Consider the following 21,076-nt stretch of genomic DNA (forward strand, 5'->3'; position numbering starts at 1 on the left):
GTGCTGGGTTAAGTTTTTATTCGAGTAGAAAGGCGGTGCCGCACGGATGATGGCTGGCCAAACGATCGAACACGCGGAAAACGGCATTTATCTGACGGTGAAAGTGACGGAGGAAGGTGACGTCCGGCTGCTGCATTTCGGCCCGGCGCCGTACGACGGCACGGACGTGCGGGAGGAGCAGGCCCAAGGCTATCGCCTGCTGGAGCTGCAGCTCACGGGAGAGGACCGGGCGGAATACCACGGCCGGACGCATCGCGCGTCCTACCCTGGGCTGCGGATGCGGTACGCGGATCATCGCGATACCCGCAACGCGACGGGCCGCAAGCTGGAGATCGTGCAAAAGGACCCGGTCACCGGACTAACGGCGACGTCACACTTTCAGTTTTTTAACGGCATCTCCGTCACCCGTTGCTGGACCGAGCTCCATCACGAGGGAGCGGAGCCGGTCGGCGTCGAGTACGTGTCTTCATTTGCATTGACCGGACTGGACCGGGGCGGGGCGGCGGACCGGGACGAGAAGATGCGACTGTCCATCCCGCACACCGGCTGGCAGAGCGAGCTGCAGTGGCGGACGTACGCGCTGCCGGAGTTGGGGCTGTCCCACGTAACAGACCGCGGCTCCAAGCGGATCTCTTGCAGCAATACGGGCTCGTGGTCGGCTGCCGAGCACCTCCCGATGGCGCTTCTGGACAATCGCGAGACGGACACACAGCTCTATTGGCAAATCGAGCACAACGGCTCGTGGCATTGGGAAATCTTCGAGCAGTTCGACCGGCTGACGCTGCTCGCGAGCGGTCCGACCGAGCACGATAACCACTGGTGGATCGAGCTGGCGCCCGGCGAGACGTTCGCGTCGGTGCCGTGCGCGGTAGGGACGTCGACCGGCGGATTCGACGCGGCGATCGGCGAGCTGACCCGCTACCGGCGGGCGATCCGGCGTCCGAACGACGACAACCGGCTGCTGCGGGTCATTTTCAACGACTACATGAATTGCCTGTGGGGCAAGCCCACGACGGCTAAGCTGCTACCGCTCGTCGACGCCGCGGCCGAGGCGGGCTGCGAGTACTTCTGCATCGACGCGGGCTGGTACGCGCCCGGCGACTGGTGGGACGGCGTCGGCGAGTGGCTTCCGTCGGACGAGCGGTTCCCGGAGGGAATCAAGTACGTGCTGGACTACATTCGCGGCAAAGGTATGATTCCCGGCCTCTGGCTCGAACTCGAGGTCATGGGCATCCACAGTCCGAAGCTGCGCGACGCGGACGATAGCTGGTTCTTCATGCGGCACGGCAAGCGGGTGAAGGACCGGAGCCGGTATCAGCTCGACTACCGCAACCCGGCGGTCATCGCGCATGCGAACGAAGTCGTGCGGCGGCTCGTTGAGGACTACGGCGTCGGCTACATCAAGATGGACTATAACATCAATGCCGGCATCGGCACCGAGACCGACGCGGACAGCTTCGGCGACGGCCTGCTGCAGCACAACCGCGCTTATCTTGCCTGGCTGGACGGGATTTTCGCCAAGTACCCGGACCTTGTCATCGAGAATTGCTCGAGCGGCGGCATGCGCATGGACTACGCGATGCTGAGCCGGCACAGCATCCAGTCGACGAGCGACCAGGAAGACTGCGTAAACTACGCGGCGATCGCCGCCGCATCGCCGTCGGCGCTGACGCCGGAGCAGTCTGCGATCTGGTCGTACCCGCTGCGCGAAGGGGACGACGAGGAGGTCGTGTTCAACATGGTTAACGCGATGCTCCTGCGCGTGCATCAGAGCGGCCACCTGGCCGAGTTGAGCCCGCGCCGCCGGGCGCTCGTAAAGGAGGCGCTCGATTATTACAGGGCGATGCGCGGCGACATCGCGGCGGGGCTGCCGTTTTGGCCGCTCGGCCTGCCGACGCAGCAGGACGACTGGATCTGCCTCGGCCTGCGGCACGGGGATCGGGCGTATCTGGCCGTATGGCGTGTACGTGGCGATTCGCGAGAGACGACGCTGCCCGTACCGGCCTGGGCGGGCGCGGAAGTCGACGTGCGCATCGCCTACCCGGGCGCGCATGCCGGCAGCGAAGCCGTCTGGCTGCGCGAGGCGGGCGCCGTCCGCGTGACTCTGCCCTGCTGCCGGACGGCGCGCCTCCTCGAGCTGCGGCTGCGCAGGTAAGGCGCCGCGCAGGTGCCGCTTGGTGCGTGCCGGTACGATCGTCGAAACAATCGACTAATCGGGGGCGGGTGGGAGTTATACGGGCACGATCGTCGAAACAATCGACGATCTACCGTTCAAGGTAGTTTATGCGTCGGCAAAAGTTACTCGGAAAATCCGCACAATTCCGGCGCAATGAAGGGCTTCGGCGAAAGTTACTCGGAAAATCCGCACAACTCCGGCGCAATGGACGAGCTTCGGTAAAAGTTACTCGGAAAATCCGCACAACTCCGGCGCAATGGACGAGCTTCGGTAAAAGTTACTCGGAAAATCCGCACAATTCCGGCGCATGGACGGACCTCGGCAAAAGTTACTCGGAAAATCCGCACAACTCCGGCGCAATGAAGGGCTTCGGCAAAAGTTACTCGGAAAATCCGCACAATTCCGGCGCATGGTCGCGCTTCGGCAAAAGTTACTCGGAAAATCCGCACAACTCCGGCGCATGGACGGACTTTGGCAAAAGTTACTCTGAAAATCCGCACAACTCCGGCGTAATGAAGGGCTTCGGTAAAAGTCACTCGGAAAATCCGCACAATTCTGGCGCATGGACGGACTTCGGCAAAAGTTACTCGGAAAATCCGCACAACTCCGGCGCAATGAAGGGCTTCGGTAAAAGTTACTCGGAAAATCCGCACAATTCTGGCGCATGGACGGACTTCGGCAAAAGTTACTCTGAAAATCCGCACAACTCCGGCGAAATGAAGGGCTTCGGCAAAAGTTACTCGGAAAATCCGCACAATTCCGGCGCATAGACGGACTTCGGCGTGATACGCGCGGCCGGCAGCCGCTTGCAGCTGCTCGCCCGTCCTTATGAAAAACGGCGAACCGGTTCCCCGAAAGGGACCCGCGGTTCGCCGTCTTAACGTTAGACGCACGAAGTCGCCAAGAGGTAGTCCAGCGCGTCCGGAACGACGGCCGGGGACGTCATGAGGTGCGTCAAGCCCTGCAGCCGCGTCAGCGTCGCGCCCGGGATTCGTTCGGCGAGATACTCGGCGTGGGCGATCGGGATGGACGCGTCCGCTTCGCTGTGCCAAAACCGGATCGGGACGCGCAGCTCCTCGAATGCGATCCTCCAAGGCCGGCCGAACGTCCGGTAGTCGTCGATCATGCCGTCCGCCGACCGGGTGCTCTCCGCGACCATCTGCGCGAAGAACTCGCGCGCCTGCGCCGTCAGCAGGCTTTGCTCGGCCGCCGGCAGGCGAGCGCGATACTGCTCGACAAACGACGCCGGGTCGGCCTGCGCCCGCGCCGCGAAGGCGGCGATCGCGTCCGGCGTCGCGATGGCGGCGAGCAGCAGCGCCTGCTCCTGCTGCGACGTCGCCTCCAGCACCTCCGGCGCGTAAACCGGGCCGAGGCCGGCCGCGATCGCGACGCGCGAGACGCGCTCCGGCGCTTCGGCCGCCAAAGCCAACGCGAACGGCGCGCCGCCCGAGCTGGCGAACGCGGCGAACCGTTCCGCGCCGAGCGCATCGGCCACGCGCAGCAGATCCGCCGTCACGTGGCCCAGCGTCCGCCCCGGCAGCGGATCGGACAGCCCGTAGCCGGGCCGCTCAACCGCGACGATCCGGCAAGCGGCATGACCGGGTGCGCTCGCCAGCTTGTCCATCGCCGCGAAGGCCGCTCCGATCCGCGCCCCGGGCGTCCCGTGCATGGCCAGAATCGTTTCCCCGCCTTCGTTTCCGTATACCGCATACCCGATTTTCCGCCCGCTGGGGAGCGTTAGGATCTCATCCTTCTTCAACGCGAGACCGCTCCTTTCTCCACGTAAGAGTCTACTAGTAACCCTATTCCACTAAGGCGAATAAGATGACTTGTCCCGGATTTTGCGCGTCATTCATTCATAAAGGGCACCGCCGCTCGAATAAACATCCTGTAAGCGCAAACAAAAATCGGAACCTGCCGCCCATTCCCCCGTACGTCCCACTCATTCCATGGAAGGAGCGATGTGCCATGGGCACCCGCTTATTGTCCGAAGCCCTCGTCCGCGAGCGGTTTCCCCACCTCCGATATATTCGCATCCACACGAGCAACCGCCACTTGGCGACGATCTACGCTTGGAACGATCAACTGCAGCTCTCTGACGCCGATCAGGCGGATCTGAGGAGGTTCGCGGCTGACTATCTGGCCCCGTACGTCTGCTTCCGAGTCAAAGCCTACTCGATGATCCAGGAAGAAAGCGTACCGCCGGCGGGCGAGCTGCCGGAATGCGTGGAGCGGGCGGCGATGAACCGGGGACTCGATCTGCCTGGCATCTTGGGCGTGCTGAACGGCATGTTCGAGGAGGGAGAAGTCGTCTTCGACCGGTACGACGCCGCCAGAGGCATCGTCTACCTAAGCGTGCATACGCAGGTAGGACTAACGGAAATCGAGAGGGAGCTGCTCCACCGATACTTGTACGAACTGATGCCGCTCGGCTCTAGCTTCGAGGTGGCTTTCGACGTCGCGTTGAAGTAAATAAGGGGGAGAGAAAAGACAACGCCAAGCGGTCGGCATCGCTGCCGACCGCTTTTGTCGTGGAGGTGGAGGTGGAGGGGGATCGGACGGTCAACCCTTCGGGGCGAGGTGGCCGAGGTACGGCGCGAGGTCGACCTGCAGCCGATCCGCCAGCCGCTGACCGAGGACGGCGTCCGCACGGTAAAAGTTGCACAGCGCCCGCAACTGCGTTTCCGGCGACACTTGAACCAGATCCGCCGTTAGATTGTTCACGAGCGCGGCCTGCTCCGACTCGGTATAGCGATTCCAGACTTCTCCGGCCTGGCCGAAGTCGTTCGTCTTCCCGATCTTCTGCCGCCCGGCGCTACCCTGAAGCGGCGTCGGCGCCTCTTGGAAAGAAAAGTCCTCCTTCGGGGTATCCTGATGCCGATTGGGCTCGAAATTGATGGAGGCATTCTGTTGTTTGACCGGCATCGCGCCGTCCCGCTGGTTGTTGCGGACGGGGGCGTAAGGACAGTTGATCGGCAGCTGCAAATAGTTGGTGCCGATCCGGTACCGCTGCGTATCCGAGTAAGAGAAAAGCCGGCCCTGCAGCAATTTGTCTTCGGACGGCTCGATGCCGGGGACGACGACGCCGGGGTTGAAGCCGACCGACTCCGTCTCGGCGAAGACGTTGTCCGGGTTGCGGTTCAGCGTCATCGTCCCGACGGCACGGTACGGGATGACGTCCTCGAACCAATCCTTGGTCGGATCGAGCGGATCGAAGTCTAGCGCGTCGATGTCGGCCGGATCGAGAATTTGCGCCACCAAATCCCACTCCGGATAATCGCCCCGCTCGATCGCTTCGTACAGATCGCGGCTCGCGTGGTTGAAATCGACGGCCTGAATGGCGGACGCTTCCTGAGCGGAAAGGTTGCGCACCCCGAGCTTCGGCACCCAGCGCAGCTTTACGTAGACGGAGTTGCCATGCGCATTGATCCATTTGAACGCATGCACGCTCGAGCCCCGCATCTCCCGGTAGTTCGCCGGAATTCCTTCGTCCGAAAAGAGGTGAATGAGCATGTTCGTCGACTCGGGCGTGAGCGACATGAAGTCCCAGTAGCGGTCGGGATGCTGGATGTTGGTGCGGGGATCGGGCTTTAAGGAATGCACCATATCCGGGAATTTCATGGCGTCGCGGATAAAAAAGACCGGGAGATTGTTGCCGACGAAGTCGTAGTTGCCTTCGGTCGTGTAAAACTTCACCGCGAATCCGCGCGGATCGCGCAGCGTCTCGGGCGAGTGCTGGCCGTGGACGACGGTCGAGAAGCGGACGAACACTGGCGTCTCCGCGCCTTCCTCCTGCAGGAAAGCCGCCTTCGTATAGCGCTTCATGCTGTGGGTCACGCGGAAGACGCCGTGCGCCCCCGCTCCCCGGGCGTGCACGACGCGCTCCGGCACCCGTTCGCGGTCGAAGTGCGCCAGCTTTTCCAGCAGCTGATAGTCCTCGAGCAGCGTCGGGCCCCGCTGTCCGGCCGTCTTCGAATTTTGGTTGTCCCCGATCGGCACGCCCTGGTTGGTCGTTAAACGATCCATTCGTTTCGTCTCTCCCCTCGCGTTTCGTATCATGAACCTGATATATGCATATGAGGCGACGGGATAGGCTATGAAAAAACCGCTTGACACTCTTCTCTAAATAGAGTATCTTAAAATCGAGATATCGCAAAACGAAACGTTCCGCATCGCGGCGTGTTCGATCGAAGGAGGTGGAGGGGATGGCGAACGATCAAGCGGGATCGCTCGATCTATACATCGCGCTGTCGCGGGCGAGTCAGTGGGTAAACGCGCATGCCGACCGGGATATCAAGGGTAACGGACTGAACCGGACGGAGTTCGGGGTACTGGAGCTGCTGTACCACAAGGGAGCTCAGCCGATTCAGCAGATCGGCGGCAAGGTGCTGATGAGCAGCGGCAACATTACCTACGTCGTCGACAAGCTCGAGGACAAACGGCTTGTGAAGCGCAGGGCCTCCACCGAGGACCGCAGGCTCATCTTCGCGGAGATTACGGACGAAGGCCGGGCATTCATCGAAGAAGTGTTCCCGAAGCACGCGGACGTCATCCGCAAAGCGGTCGCCGGATTGACGGCGGAGGAGCAGCGGGAGGCGAGCCGGTTGCTGAAAAAGTTGGGGAAGTATGCGCAGGAGGGCTTCAAGTAGCGGCAATCGGAATTGCCCTTCTTGCCGGCCATGTATCTTAAATTAAAGATTCTCTACTTTGAATGAAAAATCAAACCATTGGAGGAGTTTACAATGAGTATCGCATGGGGACTGTTAATCGTAAGGTTGGTTGTCGGGTTGTTGTTCGTGGGACACGGTGCGCAGAAGCTGTTCGGCTGGTTCGGCGGACACGGCCCGAAAGGAACCGGCGGCTGGATGGAGTCGGTCGGCATCCGTCCGGGGGTGCCGATGGCGATCGCGGCGGGGCTGATGGAGCTGGTCGGCGGCGCGCTCTTCGCGGCCGGGCTGTTCACGCCGGTAGCTGCTGCGCTGCTCGTCCTGACGATGTTGGGCGCGTTTAAGGTTCATGGCCGCAATGGCCTCTGGGCCGCGTCGAACGGGTACGAGTACCCGCTGACGCTGATCGCGGTCGCGGTAGGCGTCGCGCTGATCGGGGCCGGCGATTTTTCGCTCGACGCAGCTCTCGCAAATTAATGCAGTTAAGTTTAACGCGTGGCAGGACACGGAAATCCAGGTTTTCTAATCAGGAGAGGAGAGATTGAATATGGCACTTCAAACGGCAGGTATTCATCATATTACGGCGTTCGTCAGAAACGCGCAGGTGACGGTTGATTTTTACTCGGGCATTCTGGGGCTTCGGTTGGTGAAAAAGACGATCAATTTCGACGCGCCGGAGGTGTATCACCTGTACTTCGGCGACCAAATCGGCAGCCCCGGCACGATCATCACGTTTTTCCCATGGCGGGATTCCCGCCAAGGACGCATCGGCGCCGGGCAGGTCGGAACGACGACGTACGTCGTACCCGAGGGCACGCTGGACTTCTGGCAGGAGCGTCTGGACCGGTTCGACATTCCGTTCGCGGAGACCGAGCGGTTCGGCGAGTCGTACCTGCAGCTGGAAGATCCGGACGGCCTGAGAATCGAGCTCGTGGCCCGCGCAGAAGGCGCGAACAGCGCCTGGTCGTTTGGCGGCGTTCCCGCCGAAAAGGCGATCAAAGGCTTTGGCGGCGCGATTCTGCTGAGCGCCGCGCCGGAACGGACGGCGGCCCTGCTCGAGCAGGTGATGGGCCTCGCCAAAGTCGGGGAGGAAGGCGGCTACGCCCGCTACCGCTCCACCGCCGACATCGGCAACCTGATCGATGTCAACGTAGAGCCGGTTGCCCATGGTTCGGGAGGCGCCGGAACGGTGCACCATATCGCTTGGCGCGCCAAGGACGACGAGGAGCATGCGCGGTGGAGAGCCCTGGTCGAAGGCTCGGGCTACCACCCGACGCCGATCGTCGACCGCCAATACTTCAACGCCGTCTACTTCCGCGAGGAAGGCGGCATCCTGTTCGAGATTGCGACGGACCCGCCCGGCTTTGCCCGGGACGAGGCGCCCGACGCGCTGGGCGAGCATCTGATGCTGCCCGACTGGTACGAACCGCACCGTGCGGTTATCGAAGCGAATTTGTCGCCGATTCAGGTACGGGTATTGGAGGGTGACGCTCAATGAAGCATCTCTACCAGCAAGGGACGGATCCCTCCGCGCCGGTGCTGCTGCTCCTGCACGGCACCGGCGGTACGGAGCGGGACCTGCTGCCGCTCGCGCAGCTCGTCTCGCCCTCCTCCCCGGTGCTCAGTGTCCGGGGCAACGTATCCGAAAACGGCATGCCGAGATTTTTCCGGCGGCTCGCGGAGGGCGTCTTCGACGAGGAAGACCTCGTCCTCCGCACGAAGGAGCTGAACGAATTCCTGGACGAAGCGGCTGCCAAGTACGGATTCGACCGCTCCAACGTGATCGCCGTCGGCTACTCCAACGGCGCGAATATTGCGGGCAGCCTTCTGTTTCACTTCGCCGACGCGCTGCGAGGGGCGATTCTCCATCATCCGATGGTTCCGCTGCGCGGACTTAAGCTTCCGGATCTGTCGGCAGTGCCGGTCTTCATCGGCGCCGGGCGCAACGATCCGATCTGCTCGCCGGCCGAGACGGAGGAGCTGGCGTCGCTGCTGCAGGGCGCCGGGGCTTCGGTCGCGGTCCACTGGGAGCAGGCCGGCCATCGGCTCACGCAGTCGGAAGTGGACGCGGCTGCCGAATGGTTCGCGCGGCAGGTCGGCCGCGGCGAGTGACCGTTCGAATGCGCGCGATGAAGGATCAAAGGGCCGTGACGCCGGGAAAAGGCGTCACGGCCTTTGTCGCGGATACGGGCGCGCGGCAGATGCCGCGTTGGGCCGCCGCGGCGCAAGGGATAGCGGCATGGGCGGCCACCCCCTATAATGGAAGGAAAAGCCGATGGCCGCGGAACGGACTTCGGCGTCTTCGAAAGGGGCTCTCCGCTGCAGATGAACTTGATTTTCTCCTTTGGTTACGGCTTGTCGATCTGGCTCGGTCTTTATCTCCTCCAGCGCGATGTCTCTAATCCTCGCCTGCGCTCCGTCGGCCTCGGGCTGCTCGGATACGGACTGGGATGGGGCGCGGCGATCCTCTCGGCGTACGTTTCCTGGGCGGAGGGAATCGCCGGTCTCCTCTTCTTCTCGCCTTGGCTCTCCTGGCTCGCCGTGCCGCTTCTGTCGCGGCGTCGTTCCGAAGCCGCCGAGCCGGGGGCCAAGCCGCCAGCCCGCCTGCCCGTCCGTCCGGCCTTCGCGGTGCCGGCGCTTCTCGCCGCCGGCGCCGCCGTATGGGCGCTCGCGGATGCCGACGGGTGGACGCAGCCGGGGCCTTGGCTGCTCGCCGCGGCGGGCTGGCTGCCGCTCGCGGTCGGGCTGCTCGTCCGGGAGGTTCGCGCGCTGGGCGAGGCTTGGCTGCCGGACTTGGTGCGCTCGTTCGATTATACGGTCCTTTTCACGATACTTTTCGCCGGGCAGGTCGCGCTCGCGATCGGCCTGGGCTCCGGCTTTACCGGCCGGACGGCGCTCGCGCTGCTCGCGAGCATCGCCGTCTCCGTGGCCTTTCAAATCTTTTGGAGCCCGGTCCGGGCGCTGCTCGACCGCATCGCGTTCGCGACCTTTCCCAAGCTGCGCGAGGACCGGTCCCGGCTGCGCGTCGCCGAGACGGTGCAGACCCGGGTCGACGCGGCGGCCGAGCCGGAGGAGATGGACGAGGAAGAGCTGTACCGCTGCACCCGGCGCGCGCTGAGCCACTTCGGCGATCTGCAGCGCCTCGCGACCAACCCGCTTACGCAGCTGAAGATCGTCGAGCGCCGGCTGCGGGAGCGAGGAGGCTCGGACGAAGTACTGGAGCGCGCCATCGAGCTGAAAGCGCTGCTCGCCGAGGCCATCGCGCGGCTGAAGCCGCAGCTGGAGGAGGAATTCGGCGCGACCGAGGAGTGGCGCTATTACAATGCGCTGTACTATCCGTACGTGATAGGGATCAAGCCTTACAGCGTAAGGTATGCAGCCGATCATTTGGACGGGGCGTCGCGGGAAGCGCTGGATTGGTTTCGCTCCCAGGTGCCGGAGCGGACCTGCTACAACTGGCAGAACGCGGGCGCGAGAATCATCGCGCAGTCGCTTCAGGAGAAAAATACGGCTGCTTTCGGCGAAAAAATCCGGCTGGACCGTCAAATCGGCACCGTTTGGCAGTGAAAAGGGTGGTTGCGGCAGTGCGGAGCGGGCTACGATGGGGGCGTGAATCACCCATTCCCCCATTAGGAGGCGTCAACTATGTCCCACATCGTCCTGCAATCCGCATCGTCCGTCCGCCAGCTTGTCATCGGTCAGCTCCAAGCCGTTCCGGAAGAACAATACGATATCCGACCGGCGGGTTGGAACAATACGGTCCGCTGGCATGCCGGCCATCTCGTGCATTGGATGGATACGGCCTTTTCCCTCGCCTTCGGCCGTACGCCGATCGCGCCGGATTCGTATACCGCCTTTTTCGCCACCGGGACGAAGCCGGCGGAATGGAAGGGCGAGCCTCCAACGAAGGAGGAGCTGATCGAACGGTTGTCCGCGCAGCTGCAGCGCATAGAGGAAATCCAAGATAAGGAGCTGGATGCCGCTCTCGGCGAGCCGGTCGAAATGGGGCCGCTCCGGTTCGAGACGGCGGGCACGCTGTACAACTTCATGCTGATGCACGAAGCGATGCACTTGGGCAAGATAACGAGCCTGCTGGCCGCCGTCGAATCCGCTCAAAAATAGTCGCGCCTGGTCATACTTTGTAATACCGTTGGTTCCTGATTGCCCAAAACCGCATGGGAACGCCCAGACAAGCAAGGACCTCCTCCGCGGTCTCGTGGAGGAGGTTTTTTTCGCGTGGATTGAAGTTGCAGTCGAGTAAGGTCCATGAGCGGAATCTGCTCCCTTTCATTAGACGATGGCTCAGGCTGGAGTGCCCATGTGCAGAAAAAAGTTCCGCACATCGGCTGTTTGAAGCGCTTGTGTGGCTGTGAGTGGTAAAAGGTTCGGTACATTGCCGATTGAAGGTTCTCGCATGGCCGTGTGCAGTAGCATTTTCCGCTCTTGCAACAAGTGATCCGTCCCAAACGAAAATTTTATTTTAAAAATCGCCGGTCGCCCCGTCGATTTCGCCGCTTGCCATTCGTCGTGTATATAAAGGACCGGAAAGCCGATATACCGCTTATCCGGAAAATATTCGACGAAGGCAAAGGAGATCTGCCCTATGCATACCATAACTTCTGCTGACGGAACGAAAATCGCCTACGACAAAACGGGCCGCGGCCCGGCCCTCATTCTGGTGGCGGGCGCTTTCAGCTATCGCCGCTTTCCGGCGCAGGTGGAGCTGGCTCGGCTGCTCTCGGAGCATTTCACCGTGTACAATTACGATCGGCGCGGCCGCGGGGACAGCGGCGATGCACAGCCGTACGCAGTCTCGCGCGAAATCGAGGATCTCGAGGCGCTGATCGCCGAAGCGGGCGGCTCCGCATACGTCTGGGGACTTTCGTCCGGCGCGGTGCTGGCTCTGCAAGCGGCCGTCCACGGGGCGAACATCGCGAAGCTGGCGTTGCACGAACCCCCATTCGTCGTCGATCCCGCCGATCGCAGGTCGCCGCCCGACTTCGTGTCGGCCGTCCGGGAGCTCATCGCGGCAAACCGCCGTGCCGAAGCGATCAAGTATTTTATGGTGAAGGGGATGGGTGCGCCCTCGTTCGTCGTGGGGATGATGCGGATGATGCCCGGGGTGTGGCGGAATCTGATGGCGGTCGCGCACACGCTGCCGTACGATGCCGCCCTGTTGGAAGGTTATTCGGATGGCAAGCCGCTGCCGGCAGCTTCCTGGCGCGGCGTTTCGATGCCTGCGCTCGTCCTCGAAGGACCCGAGAGCCCGGCGGGGCTGCGCCGAAGCGCCCAGGCGCTCGCCGCTGCGCTCCCCCATGCAAATCTTCGCAGCCGCAAAGGACTGGGCCACACTAAAAAGCTGAATGCCCCCTTGATCGCAGAAGAGCTGAAGGCGTTTTTTGCCACCCCGAGCTAACATGGGACGAGCGCTCCTTCCGCTGCATAGCTTGCTACTCGTCCACAGGCTTTCCGTCCCCGAAAGGGCGGAAAGCCTGTTTGACTATGCGGCGAGCGGCGATGATGCCGTAGGCGACCCGGTGACGGTTTTACCAAGATGGGTTTGCGATGTAGAAATAACGATACGTAAATGGAAATGCGGCAAAATCGCGCAAGAGTTACCAAGGAAAGTCCAGTCCCCTTCGCTTGCTTCCTCGGATAAAAGTGTTACAATTAAATTATTCAAAGCATTTAACTTTATGGATCATGGCATGTGCATCCGAATCTTCGCCGATACGTCGAAAGAAGGGAAGGAGTTGGGATGCTGAATCGGGAAGAACGGCTGGCCGAACTGATGTCCGCTTACATGAATCGGATCGTCGCCGGCTACGCCAAGATGCTGGAAAAGGATTTAACGGCACCTCAATTTTTGATCATGCAGATTCTCGCGTCGAGAGGCGTCTGCAATTGCTCCGAGATCGCCGCCGCGCTCGATATTACGCTGCCAGCCGTTACGAATCTGGCGAACAAGCTGGTGCGCAAAGGCTACATCGAGCGGCTGACGTCCGAGAGCGACCGGCGCGCCGTCTTTCTGCGTCTCACCGATGACGGCCGCCAGGTGGAGCAGCGCCTGCAGGACCGATACAAGGAGCTCACGTCCGGGATGTGGCAGGACTTGTCGGACAACGAAATGGATGCGCTGATCGGCGGATTCGAGAAGATGATGACCCGGTTTCCGGGCATGAACCCATTCGAAAGCCAAGGAGGCCAAAAACATGGGAAGACTGACGAATAAAGTAGCGATCATCACGGGAGCTGCTGGCGGCATGGGCAAAGCGGACGCGATTCTGTTCGCCCGGGAAGGCGCCAAAGTCGCCATTACCGACATTCAGGAAGACAAGATCCAGAGCGTTGTCGCTGAGATTCGCGAGAACGGCGGCGAAGCGATCGGCTTCGCGCACAACGTCGCCTCCGAAGAGGACTGGGCGCGCGTCGTCTCCGAGACGCTCGCGAAGTTCGGCAAGATCGACATTCTCGTCAACAACGCGGGCATCTCCAGCACGGTACCTTTCATGGACACGACCGTCGATCTATGGAACAAGATCATGTCCGTCAATTTGACGAGTATCTTCCTCGGCCAAAAAGCGGTCATCCCGCACATGATCGAAAACGGCGGCGGCTCGATCGTCAACATCTCCTCGATCGCGGGCCTTACGGGCGGCAGCGGCGCGGGCGCCTACACGGCCAGCAAAGGCGCGGTCCGCATGCTGACCAAGGCGACGGCGATCGACTACGCGAAGCACAATATCCGGGCGAATTCCATCCACCCGGGCTATATCGAGACGCCGATGACCGTGGATCTGATGGCGAACGACCAGATGCGCCAATGGTTCCTGTCGCAGACGCCGTTGCCGCGGCTCGGCAAGCCCGAGGACATCGCCAAGGGCGTGCTATTCCTCGCGTCGGACGATTCCTCGTATATTACGGGCGTCGAGTTGCCGATCGACGGCGGCTACTACGCGCAATGACGTTCCGAACGATACGATAGCTTGGCTTCCGATCCCCTGCCGGCATGCCCTGGCGGGGGATTTTTTGGTCATACAGAATGCATAAGTTTTACCCTATCCATTTCAGTATGACCTCCGATAAAAACGTGTCGCCGTCCGGGAAGACGGAAAAGCCGTTTTTACTTGGCATGCGGCATGGTTCGCCGCTTGTTGGGCCACATTAAGGCCGAATAAGGAGGGATCTGTATGCCAGGCTGGACCAGGGGCAGGCGCGCGTGGATCGCCGCCATGCTCATAGCGGCCGTCTGCGCCGGCCTTGCGCCCGCCGAAGCGGCGCCCGCACCGGAAAGCGCCCCGCTAGCGACGAAGACGCCGCCTGCGGCCTTCGTGCGGGAAGGGGATTTGTGGATCAAGGCGGACGGGCACGAACGAGCCGTGACGAGCGGGGAGTACGTCCGCCATCCGAAGTGGTCGCGGGACGGGAAATGGATCGCCTTTACCCGGGGAAAGCAGGAAGAGGAACTATGGGTGATGAACGTCGCGACGGGGGAGAGCCGGCTGATCTCGGATCATAGCGGACCCGCGGATTTTCGCTGGTCGCCGACCGGCAGCCGCCTGGCCTATTTGAGCCAAGCGCAGCTCTATCTATGCGACATGCAGCCCGAAGCCCGACCGCTGCTCGTGGCCGCGGACATCTCCAACTTCGCCTGGCTGCCGGATGGCGCGGGCTTCCTGGCTTCGTCCGCCGCGCATCTGTTGGCCGGCACGTGGACGCCGGTCCGCATCGGCAAGATCCGTCTGCCGTCGGGCGGCAAGCCGGGCAGCATCGAGACGTTTTACGTGCTGCCGGCGATGGGCAGCGACTTTTTTGCGGTCGGCACGAGCACGTTCAAGTGGTCCGCGGACGGCCGTTGGATCGCCTTCGTCGCCAAGCCCACCGCTTCCCTGTCGGTCGACGCCGACTATTTGTGCGTGTTGTCCGCGGACGGGCGGACCTTTAAGACGATCGGCCGGATGCTGGCCTACGAAGAATGGTTCTCCTGGGCGCCGCAGGGAGCGAACTTGGCCTATATTGGTGGCATCGGACGCGAGACGACGCAAGACAAAAAGCTGACCGTCGCGTCCGTTCCGAACGGCAAGCCAGCCGTCTACACGCCGACGGGCTACGTGGATCAGAGTCTCGCCTGGCGGGGAGAACGCCGTATCGCCGTTTCCCGGGCGCCCGAGTCGACGTGGAGCGCCAATCCTGCCGCGCGGCCGCTTCCGTATTTGGCGGAGGCGAACCTGGATAGCGGGAGCCAAGCGAAGCTGACGTCGCCCGGCGCCGACCAGGGCGACTACGGGCCGATTTCGCTGCCGGGACAACGGCTGGCCTGGGTGCGCTCCGATCGCGCAACCGGTCAAGCGGACGTTCTGATATCGGGAGCGAACCCCGCGCAAGCTGCGGTCTGGATCCGGCATCTCGATCAGGGAACGGATTACTACGAACATCTGGATTGGTCGCCCGTCCTGGGGATTCTAGGGCAGCCGGCGCCTTGATCTGCGTCGGCGGCTGTGGTATGGTGAGGGTAACTTGACGAAGGGAGGTGAGGTAGGATGAATCGCGAGTCCGTGAATAACCGTTTAAGCCAGTTGCCTATTCAGATGGCTGGCATTATTAACGCTCGGATGGCAGACGGGATCAGTCTGTCCATTTTCGAGCATACGGTTATTCCAATCGCGAAGTGACTCCTACCTCGCCTCGGACGGATATCGGCCGAAGGGACGCGGGACATTTCCCGCGTCCCTTTTTGTTTTTTTCGCAAACAGGCGGCGCAGGTCAGGGGTCCATCCCAAGGAGGATTTCCCCATGTTGATCATCAGCGCGCAACAACTGCAAAAATACCACGGCGCCCAGCTCGTTCTCTCGAGCCTCAGCTTCGAGCTGCGGACGGGCGACCGGATCGGATTGATCGGCCGCAACGGCAGCGGCAAATCCACGCTTCTCCGCCTGCTGGCGGGGCTCGACGTCCCGGACGAGGGGCAGCTGGCCGTCCGCAAAGAGACGCGGATCGGCTATCTGGCCCAGATTCCCGAGCTGACGGACGAGACGACCGTCTATGACGTGCTGGCGCGCGGATACCGGCTGGCGCTCGCCGTCCGCGCCCGGATGACGGAGCTCGAAGCGGCGATGGCTACGCCGGAAGCGGCAGCGGACGAGCGGCAGCTGTCGAAGCTGCTCAGCGAGTATGCCGACGCCCAAGAGCGCTTCGAGCGCGAAGGCGGCTACGAGATGGAGAAGCGCATCGAGCAGGTCGCGAGCGGTCTCGGCATCGCGGCAGAGCAGCTGGCTCGACCGTTCGCGAGCCTGTCCGGCGGAGAAAAGACCAAGGCCGCGCTGGCCTCGCTCCTCATCGAGCGGCCGGATTTGCTCCTGCTCGACGAGCCGACCAACCATATCGATCTGGACGGCGTCGAATGGCTGGAGCAGTATTTGCGCGGCTATGACGGGACGTGCGTGATCGTCTCGCACGACCGCTACTTTCTGGACAACGTCGTGACCCAAGTGTACGAGCTGGAGGACGGGGAATTGACGACGTACGCCACGAACTACACCGATTATGTGAAGGAGAAGGAAGAACGCCTGCTGCGGGAGTTCGCGGCCTATCAGGACCAGCAGAAGAAAATCGCCAAGATGGAGGAGTCCATCAAGCGGCTGCTCACGTGGGGGCGACAGGGCGACAATGAGAAATTCATCAAACGGGCGGCCTCGATGCAGAAGGCGCTCGACCGGATCGAGCGGTTGAAGAAGCCCGTGCTGGATCCGAAGGCGGCGGCGTTCGAGCTGGCGGCCGCGGATCGCTCGGGCCGGGACGCGGTCCGGTTCGAGTCGCTTCGCAAATCGTATGGGGCGCGGGTCATCCTGGACGGCTTAGACGGCCTGCTCCGGTATGGGGAGAAAACCGCGCTCATCGGCGGCAACGGAGCCGGCAAAAGCACGTTGTTCCGCCTGATGCTGGGCGAGATCGAGCCGGACGGCGGAACGGTGGCGCTCGGGGCGCGCGTGGAAGTCGGCTATCTGGGCCAGGAAGAAGCGCCGGAGGAAGGCAAGAAAAGCGTTCTGCAGCACTTCCGGGAGGCGGCGGAGGTCGAGGAAGGCGCGGCGCGGGGGCTGCTCGCGCGGTTCCTCTTCTACGGAGCGGACGTGTTCAAGCCGATCGCGAAGCTGTCCGGCGGCGAGTGGACGCGCCTGCGCCTCGCCATGCTGATGCAGCGCAAACCGAACTTGCTGCTGCTCGACGAGCCGACCAACCATTTGGACATCGCTTCGCGGGAGGCGCTCGAGGAGGCGATCGAGGCGTTTCCCGGCACGGTGCTCGCCATCTCGCACGACCGCTACTTCATCAACCGGATCGCGGCATCCGTCTGGACGCTTGGGGACGGCAGGCTCGCGACTTACATCGGCAACTATGACGCGTACCGGGAGCAGCGCGGACGCGAGTTGTCGGCGCAAGCGGATGCGCAGGCGGGCGCGTCGGGGCCGAAGGCCGGCGGAACGTTCGGGGCTGACGCTTCGCCGGCCGAGCGCGAGCGGCGGCAGCCGGCAGGCGGGAAGCCGGAGGCACGAGCCCGCGACGCGCGGCAGCCGGCATCGAGCGCCGGCGACGCGGCGGATTCCGCGCGGCTGGAGCGGGAGATCGAGGCTGCCGAGGCACGGCTGGCCGCGCTCGACGCAAGCCTGGCGGCGGCCGACTATGCCGCGGACGCGGCGTCGTACGGGCGGCTGTGGACCGAGCGCGAGACGGAGCGGCAGGAGCTGGAGCGCCTGTACGAGGCGTGGATGGCGCGCGAGCAGGCGGCGGAGCCCGGGAAATGAGGGCCGAGGCGGTTGTCGGCCGCGAAAGAAGCCGAAAGGACGGCGCAGAGGATGGCGGGGCCGGGGTCGTCGGCAGCGATACAATTCGAAATGGACGGAGCAGGGGATACCTGCGCCGTCCTTTTTTTTGCGATTAGTTCGCCGTCCATGCGGCTTCGCTGTCCGCCTTGTTCATATCTTTGCGCCGGTAAGCGCCAAGCATGAGCCCGACGGCGGCGAGCTCGACGACCGTATTGGCGTTCCAGTTCATGACGGGCAGCGACATGCTGAGGGAAGGGAGCAGTCCCACGCACATGAGCAGATTCCATGCCAGCTGGACGCCGAGCACGGCAGCCAGGCCGACGACGAGCCCTTTGCCGTAGCGATCCTTCAGCCGAACGCCCATCCGCACCGTTCGCACGATGAACAGCAGCGCGACGGCCGCCACGGCGATGCCGAACACCCAGCCCAGGCTGTACACCAGATAGGGATAAATAAAATCGCTGAAGAAATAAGGGAGTTTTGGCGAAGAGATGCCGAAGCCTTGTCCCCACATCCCGCCTGAACGCACGGCGTCCAGGGAGCGAAGCGTCATATATCCGCTATCGTTCGCATGGGCCCACGGGTTCACAAAGCCCTCCAAACGCTCCCAGAAATACACCGAGTGAGGCCGGTAGAACAAAAAGTAGGAGAGCAGCAAGGCGAATCCGAGCCCGCCGGAAAGGAGCATCCGCTTCCTTCCCAATACGAACAAGAGAACCGCCAAGCCGGCTCCATACACCGTGAGGTAACCAAACGCGGGCGACATGGTGTAAAAATAAGCGGGCAAAAGAATCAGGAAGAAGATTTCCTTCGCCACGGCGAGCGCTTTTTCTTTTGCGGTGCGGCTAGCCGGCTTTTTTTGCAGCAGGATTCCTGCCGCTCCGATGATCAGCAAATAGGGCGAGACGGCATAGACGTTTACTTTTAGCGGGCCCACATTCAGCCATTGCTTGGCGCCGTTCATGACGTAATCCTGGTGAAACACAATAAACAGGAGCAGCACGGTCAAGATGTACAAAGGCCAGGAGTATCGGAGCAGCTTGCGGTAATCGGCAAAGTACAGCCCGACCATCGCCGCCACGCCCGCGAACCCGAACGTCAGCTTGCGCCCGAGATCGAACTGGCCGTCGAACGATTGCCGCACCGCGAACAGGGAGACCAGCCCGATAACGATCATGCCCGCCACCAGCGCGATGACGCTCCATTCCGGCTTAGGTTGATGTACGGTGTGCAGCTGTTTGCCGACTTGAACGGGATCGCCCATTTGCAGCAGCGCTTCGGCCAGCGCCTCTTCCTCGGACTTGTCGCCTCTCGCCGCGCGCTCTTCCGTCAGCTCCTCCAGGTGGCTCAGCATTTCGCGTCGAATCTCGGGATGCAGCTCCTTGGCGCGCACCTGTGCGCATACCCGATCGAGAAAGGCGATTACGTCAGGGTGACGCTCGATCGGCATGCTCATGGGTGCACCTCCCCGATGACCCGGTCGACCGTCGTTCGGAACAGCGCCCATTCCCGCTGCTTCTCGTGAAGCTGCTTGCGGCCTTCGTCCGTGAGCTGGTAATACTTGCGCTTGCGGCCGCCTTCCTCGCTCCAGTAAGCCTGGACGAGCCGCTCCACCTCCAGCGCGTGCAGGATCGGATACAGCGTCCCTTCCTTCAGCGTAAAGACGCCTTCCGACTTCAGCTCCAGCTCCTTCGTCATTTCGTAGCCGTACATGTCCTTGCGGCCGAGCAGCGTCAGAATGAGGATGACGGTGCTGCCCTTCATCAGTTCTTTGTTGATTTTCATGGGATGGCTCCTTGGGGGACAAGATGAACTGATTATACATCGAATATCGATGTATTGGAATAGGAGGTATGAAAAAAGCTATAACCCGAAGAATTCGGGTTACAGCTCGGGACGAAGGAGTGCGGGTTACAGCCCGCACCGGTCTTCGGCGTGCTTGCGGGAGGCGCAACAAGTCCTCGGCTTTAGTGCCCCCAGACTACCGGCACCCTAGCCTTCCATCTCCCTCAGCCCTCCAGGTCTCCCACCCTTCCTACCTCCCCCTTGCACCTCTATGCTCCGCAGCGCGCACGCGGCGTGGTGATCCGCCAATCCGCGGGCAAAGGCTTGGTCCGGGAAGCCGCGGTGCAGCAGTTTCAGGCCGCCGGCGATCAGCGACAGGTGATGGCGGAACCGGTAGAATGCCATCCGGTCGGCATCCAGACCTTCGCGCCGCAAATAACGATAGTCCTCGCCGAATCGGAATTCCAAAAAGCTATGCTCGTGCTCGATATCCATGAACTCGGCGCCCTCGATATCGATGAGATAGGGCTCGTGGCGGTCGTTCACGAGGACGTGATCCGGCCCGAGCTCCCCGTGGATGAGTCCGTAGCGTCCGCGGGGCGCGATTCGCGCAGCCAGCGACTCCAGATGTTCGAGCAGCCGCGCATGAAACTCGCCGATCCGCGCCATGTGCGCAGCCGCATACGCAAGCTGCGGCTTGACGTTCGCCAGCATCCGCATGTGGCAGGCTTCCGCCGAAGCGCGGCCTTTCGAGTTCGCACCCGCGTCCGCCCCCACAACCGCCATCACGTTCGCGTCCGAGTCCGCACTCACACTCGCGTCCGCACTCGCATCCGTACCCGCCCCCGCGACCGCACCCGTACCCGCGCTCGCACCCGCGTTCGCGTCCGCACCTGCGCCCGGTATCAGGTCCGGACAATCCGGCTTGCCGCACCAAGCGCGTTCGGTGCCGTGCATCCGGGCGAGCATGTCGCCGAGCGCGCCGAACACCCGCTCGCGCGTCGCAGCGTCTGGATGCCCGAGATAATGCTCGGCTTTCGGACCCGCCACATATTCCACGAGCGCATAGTCGAAGGGATAGCGCTTCGAACGTTCCCGGTTCAGATCATATAGAGCCGGGGTACGGATCCCCAGCGCCGAGAGGCAGCGGTTCGCCCGCTCGAACGAGTCGCCGCCGAAAGCGCGCTCGTCCGGCCCGTCGAGGAGAATTTCTTCTTGAAAATAGTTTTTCTCCAAGTCCCATACGTACAGCACGCAAGCGGAGCCGTCCGCGCAGTCGATCCGATAGACGACCTTTTGCGCGCCCCCGTGCATGCGGTACACCTGCCGTATCGCTTTTGCGTTCCCCAGGACCCGGCTTACATAAGCCTGCAGGTCGAGGAAGTCGAAATGGGCTTCCAACGTTGTCATAGGAGAGATCTTCACGCCTTTCCTTTGCTGGGATGGCCGGCCGGCAACCCTCACTCTACCGGGATTGGAGCACAAAGTATAGACTGTTTTCGGGCGATTTGTTATGATGTCGAATAAGGTCTCGAAAAAAATAGCCCTCTTCAAAACGCCTTTGGACCTTCCGTTCAAAGGCTTTTTTATATCGGCCGGATCCGACGCGTTTCCGCGCCCGGTTCGG

Annotated in this window: 20 protein-coding genes; 15 read left to right on the forward strand and 5 right to left on the reverse strand. The window is 62.3% G+C overall.

The window, feature by feature from the left end:
- Positions 1 to 49 precede the first annotated feature (49 nt).
- Both LKX83_RS23645 and LKX83_RS23650 read left to right on the forward strand, forming a co-directional pair.
- A complete protein-coding gene (locus tag LKX83_RS23645) occupies positions 50 to 2,155 on the forward strand; it encodes a glycoside hydrolase family 36 protein (protein ID WP_227885354.1) in 2,106 nt (701 codons plus the stop codon).
- A gap of 128 nt (positions 2,156 to 2,283) precedes the next feature.
- Positions 2,284 to 2,946, forward strand: a complete 663-nt coding sequence (locus tag LKX83_RS23650; RefSeq protein WP_227885299.1) for a hypothetical protein — start codon at positions 2,284 to 2,286, stop codon at positions 2,944 to 2,946.
- Positions 2,947 to 3,059: 113 nt separating this feature from the next.
- Here LKX83_RS23650 and LKX83_RS23655 read toward each other — a convergent pair whose 3' ends face one another.
- Positions 3,060 to 3,935, reverse strand: coding sequence for an alpha/beta fold hydrolase (locus LKX83_RS23655; RefSeq protein ID WP_227885300.1), 876 nt, complete (start codon positions 3,933 to 3,935; stop codon positions 3,060 to 3,062).
- Between the two features lie 209 nt (positions 3,936 to 4,144).
- On the opposite strand from LKX83_RS23655, the gene LKX83_RS23660 reads away from it, so the two are divergent.
- Positions 4,145 to 4,648 (forward strand): hypothetical protein, encoded by a 504-nt coding sequence (locus LKX83_RS23660; protein WP_227885301.1) that lies wholly within the window; start codon positions 4,145 to 4,147, stop codon positions 4,646 to 4,648.
- 90 nt (positions 4,649 to 4,738) lie between these two features.
- Here the strand turns inward: LKX83_RS23660 and LKX83_RS23665 are convergent, their stop codons facing one another.
- Positions 4,739 to 6,202, reverse strand: a complete 1,464-nt coding sequence (locus tag LKX83_RS23665; protein ID WP_227885302.1) for a catalase — start codon at positions 6,200 to 6,202, stop codon at positions 4,739 to 4,741.
- A 179-nt stretch (positions 6,203 to 6,381) separates the two neighbouring features.
- On the opposite strand from LKX83_RS23665, the gene LKX83_RS23670 reads away from it, so the two are divergent.
- The 12 genes from LKX83_RS23670 (at position 6,382) to abc-f (ending at position 17,643) form a co-directional block, all read left to right on the forward strand.
- Positions 6,382 to 6,825, forward strand: a complete 444-nt coding sequence (locus LKX83_RS23670) for a MarR family winged helix-turn-helix transcriptional regulator (RefSeq protein ID WP_227885303.1) — start codon at positions 6,382 to 6,384, stop codon at positions 6,823 to 6,825.
- Positions 6,826 to 6,918: 93 nt separating this feature from the next.
- Entirely contained in the window at positions 6,919 to 7,320 is a 402-nt protein-coding gene (locus LKX83_RS23675) for a DoxX family protein (protein WP_227885304.1), read from the forward strand.
- 70 nt (positions 7,321 to 7,390) lie between these two features.
- On the forward strand, positions 7,391 to 8,341 hold the full coding sequence (locus LKX83_RS23680) for a ring-cleaving dioxygenase (RefSeq protein WP_227885305.1): 951 nt from the start codon (positions 7,391 to 7,393) through the stop codon (positions 8,339 to 8,341).
- A complete protein-coding gene (locus LKX83_RS23685) occupies positions 8,338 to 8,955 on the forward strand; it encodes an alpha/beta hydrolase (protein ID WP_227885306.1) in 618 nt (205 codons plus the stop codon). The genes LKX83_RS23680 and LKX83_RS23685 overlap by 4 nt, the downstream gene beginning before the upstream one ends.
- Before the next feature lie 147 nt (positions 8,956 to 9,102).
- Positions 9,103 to 10,410, forward strand: a complete 1,308-nt coding sequence (locus tag LKX83_RS23690) for a hypothetical protein (protein ID WP_227885307.1) — start codon at positions 9,103 to 9,105, stop codon at positions 10,408 to 10,410.
- A gap of 78 nt (positions 10,411 to 10,488) precedes the next feature.
- A complete protein-coding gene (locus LKX83_RS23695) occupies positions 10,489 to 10,965 on the forward strand; it encodes a DinB family protein (RefSeq protein ID WP_227885308.1) in 477 nt (158 codons plus the stop codon).
- 481 nt (positions 10,966 to 11,446) lie between these two features.
- Positions 11,447 to 12,259: an alpha/beta fold hydrolase gene (locus LKX83_RS23700; protein ID WP_227885309.1), complete on the forward strand. Its 813-nt coding sequence runs from the start codon at positions 11,447 to 11,449 to the stop codon at positions 12,257 to 12,259.
- A gap of 342 nt (positions 12,260 to 12,601) precedes the next feature.
- Positions 12,602 to 13,075, forward strand: coding sequence for a MarR family winged helix-turn-helix transcriptional regulator (locus LKX83_RS23705; protein WP_227885310.1), 474 nt, complete (start codon positions 12,602 to 12,604; stop codon positions 13,073 to 13,075).
- Positions 13,056 to 13,808: an SDR family NAD(P)-dependent oxidoreductase gene (locus tag LKX83_RS23710; RefSeq protein WP_227885311.1), complete on the forward strand. Its 753-nt coding sequence runs from the start codon at positions 13,056 to 13,058 to the stop codon at positions 13,806 to 13,808. Before LKX83_RS23705 ends, LKX83_RS23710 begins: the two co-directional genes overlap by 20 nt.
- Before the next feature lie 225 nt (positions 13,809 to 14,033).
- Positions 14,034 to 15,326: a TolB-like translocation protein gene (locus LKX83_RS23715; protein WP_227885312.1), complete on the forward strand. Its 1,293-nt coding sequence runs from the start codon at positions 14,034 to 14,036 to the stop codon at positions 15,324 to 15,326.
- 57 nt (positions 15,327 to 15,383) lie between these two features.
- Complete coding sequence (locus tag LKX83_RS34015; RefSeq protein ID WP_255654830.1) at positions 15,384 to 15,515, forward strand: hypothetical protein; 132 nt, start codon at positions 15,384 to 15,386, stop codon at positions 15,513 to 15,515.
- A 121-nt stretch (positions 15,516 to 15,636) separates the two neighbouring features.
- The gene (gene abc-f, locus LKX83_RS23720) at positions 15,637 to 17,643 is read left to right on the forward strand and encodes a ribosomal protection-like ABC-F family protein (RefSeq protein WP_227885313.1); all 2,007 of its coding nucleotides are present in this window, start codon (positions 15,637 to 15,639) and stop codon (positions 17,641 to 17,643) included.
- Positions 17,644 to 17,776: 133 nt separating this feature from the next.
- Here abc-f and LKX83_RS23725 read toward each other — a convergent pair whose 3' ends face one another.
- The 3 genes from LKX83_RS23725 to LKX83_RS23735 form a co-directional block, all read right to left on the reverse strand.
- Positions 17,777 to 19,120, reverse strand: coding sequence for an FtsW/RodA/SpoVE family cell cycle protein (locus LKX83_RS23725; RefSeq protein WP_227885314.1), 1,344 nt, complete (start codon positions 19,118 to 19,120; stop codon positions 17,777 to 17,779).
- On the reverse strand, positions 19,117 to 19,449 hold the full coding sequence (locus LKX83_RS23730; RefSeq protein ID WP_227885315.1) for a PadR family transcriptional regulator: 333 nt from the start codon (positions 19,447 to 19,449) through the stop codon (positions 19,117 to 19,119). Before LKX83_RS23730 ends, LKX83_RS23725 begins: the two co-directional genes overlap by 4 nt.
- Before the next feature lie 207 nt (positions 19,450 to 19,656).
- Entirely contained in the window at positions 19,657 to 20,859 is a 1,203-nt protein-coding gene (locus tag LKX83_RS23735; protein ID WP_227885316.1) for a phosphotransferase, read from the reverse strand.
- Positions 20,860 to 21,076 lie beyond the last annotated feature (217 nt).

Source organism: Cohnella baijiui (assembly GCF_020731285.1).
Taxonomy (GTDB): Bacteria; Bacillota; Bacilli; order Paenibacillales; family Paenibacillaceae; genus Cohnella.

Coding starts and splice junctions, on each gene's coding strand:
- LKX83_RS23650 (WP_227885299.1), top strand. CDS start 2,284: ATGCGTCGGCAAAAGTTACTCGGAAAATCCGCACAATTCCGGCGCAAT.
- LKX83_RS23660 (WP_227885301.1), top strand. CDS start 4,145: ATGGGCACCCGCTTATTGTCCGAAGCCCTCGTCCGCGAGCGGTTTCCC.
- LKX83_RS23665 (WP_227885302.1), bottom strand. CDS start 6,202: ATGGATCGTTTAACGACCAACCAGGGCGTGCCGATCGGGGACAACCAA.
- abc-f (WP_227885313.1), top strand. CDS start 15,637: ATGTTGATCATCAGCGCGCAACAACTGCAAAAATACCACGGCGCCCAG.
- LKX83_RS23675 (WP_227885304.1), top strand. CDS start 6,919: ATGAGTATCGCATGGGGACTGTTAATCGTAAGGTTGGTTGTCGGGTTG.
- LKX83_RS23725 (WP_227885314.1), bottom strand. CDS start 19,120: ATGAGCATGCCGATCGAGCGTCACCCTGACGTAATCGCCTTTCTCGAT.
- LKX83_RS23685 (WP_227885306.1), top strand. CDS start 8,338: ATGAAGCATCTCTACCAGCAAGGGACGGATCCCTCCGCGCCGGTGCTG.
- LKX83_RS23680 (WP_227885305.1), top strand. CDS start 7,391: ATGGCACTTCAAACGGCAGGTATTCATCATATTACGGCGTTCGTCAGA.
- LKX83_RS23705 (WP_227885310.1), top strand. CDS start 12,602: ATGCTGAATCGGGAAGAACGGCTGGCCGAACTGATGTCCGCTTACATG.
- LKX83_RS23700 (WP_227885309.1), top strand. CDS start 11,447: ATGCATACCATAACTTCTGCTGACGGAACGAAAATCGCCTACGACAAA.
- LKX83_RS23735 (WP_227885316.1), bottom strand. CDS start 20,859: ATGACAACGTTGGAAGCCCATTTCGACTTCCTCGACCTGCAGGCTTAT.
- LKX83_RS23690 (WP_227885307.1), top strand. CDS start 9,103: ATGGAAGGAAAAGCCGATGGCCGCGGAACGGACTTCGGCGTCTTCGAA.
- LKX83_RS34015 (WP_255654830.1), top strand. CDS start 15,384: ATGAATCGCGAGTCCGTGAATAACCGTTTAAGCCAGTTGCCTATTCAG.
- LKX83_RS23715 (WP_227885312.1), top strand. CDS start 14,034: ATGCCAGGCTGGACCAGGGGCAGGCGCGCGTGGATCGCCGCCATGCTC.
- LKX83_RS23645 (WP_227885354.1), top strand. CDS start 50: ATGGCTGGCCAAACGATCGAACACGCGGAAAACGGCATTTATCTGACG.
- LKX83_RS23710 (WP_227885311.1), top strand. CDS start 13,056: ATGGGAAGACTGACGAATAAAGTAGCGATCATCACGGGAGCTGCTGGC.
- LKX83_RS23730 (WP_227885315.1), bottom strand. CDS start 19,449: ATGAAAATCAACAAAGAACTGATGAAGGGCAGCACCGTCATCCTCATT.
- LKX83_RS23695 (WP_227885308.1), top strand. CDS start 10,489: ATGTCCCACATCGTCCTGCAATCCGCATCGTCCGTCCGCCAGCTTGTC.
- LKX83_RS23670 (WP_227885303.1), top strand. CDS start 6,382: ATGGCGAACGATCAAGCGGGATCGCTCGATCTATACATCGCGCTGTCG.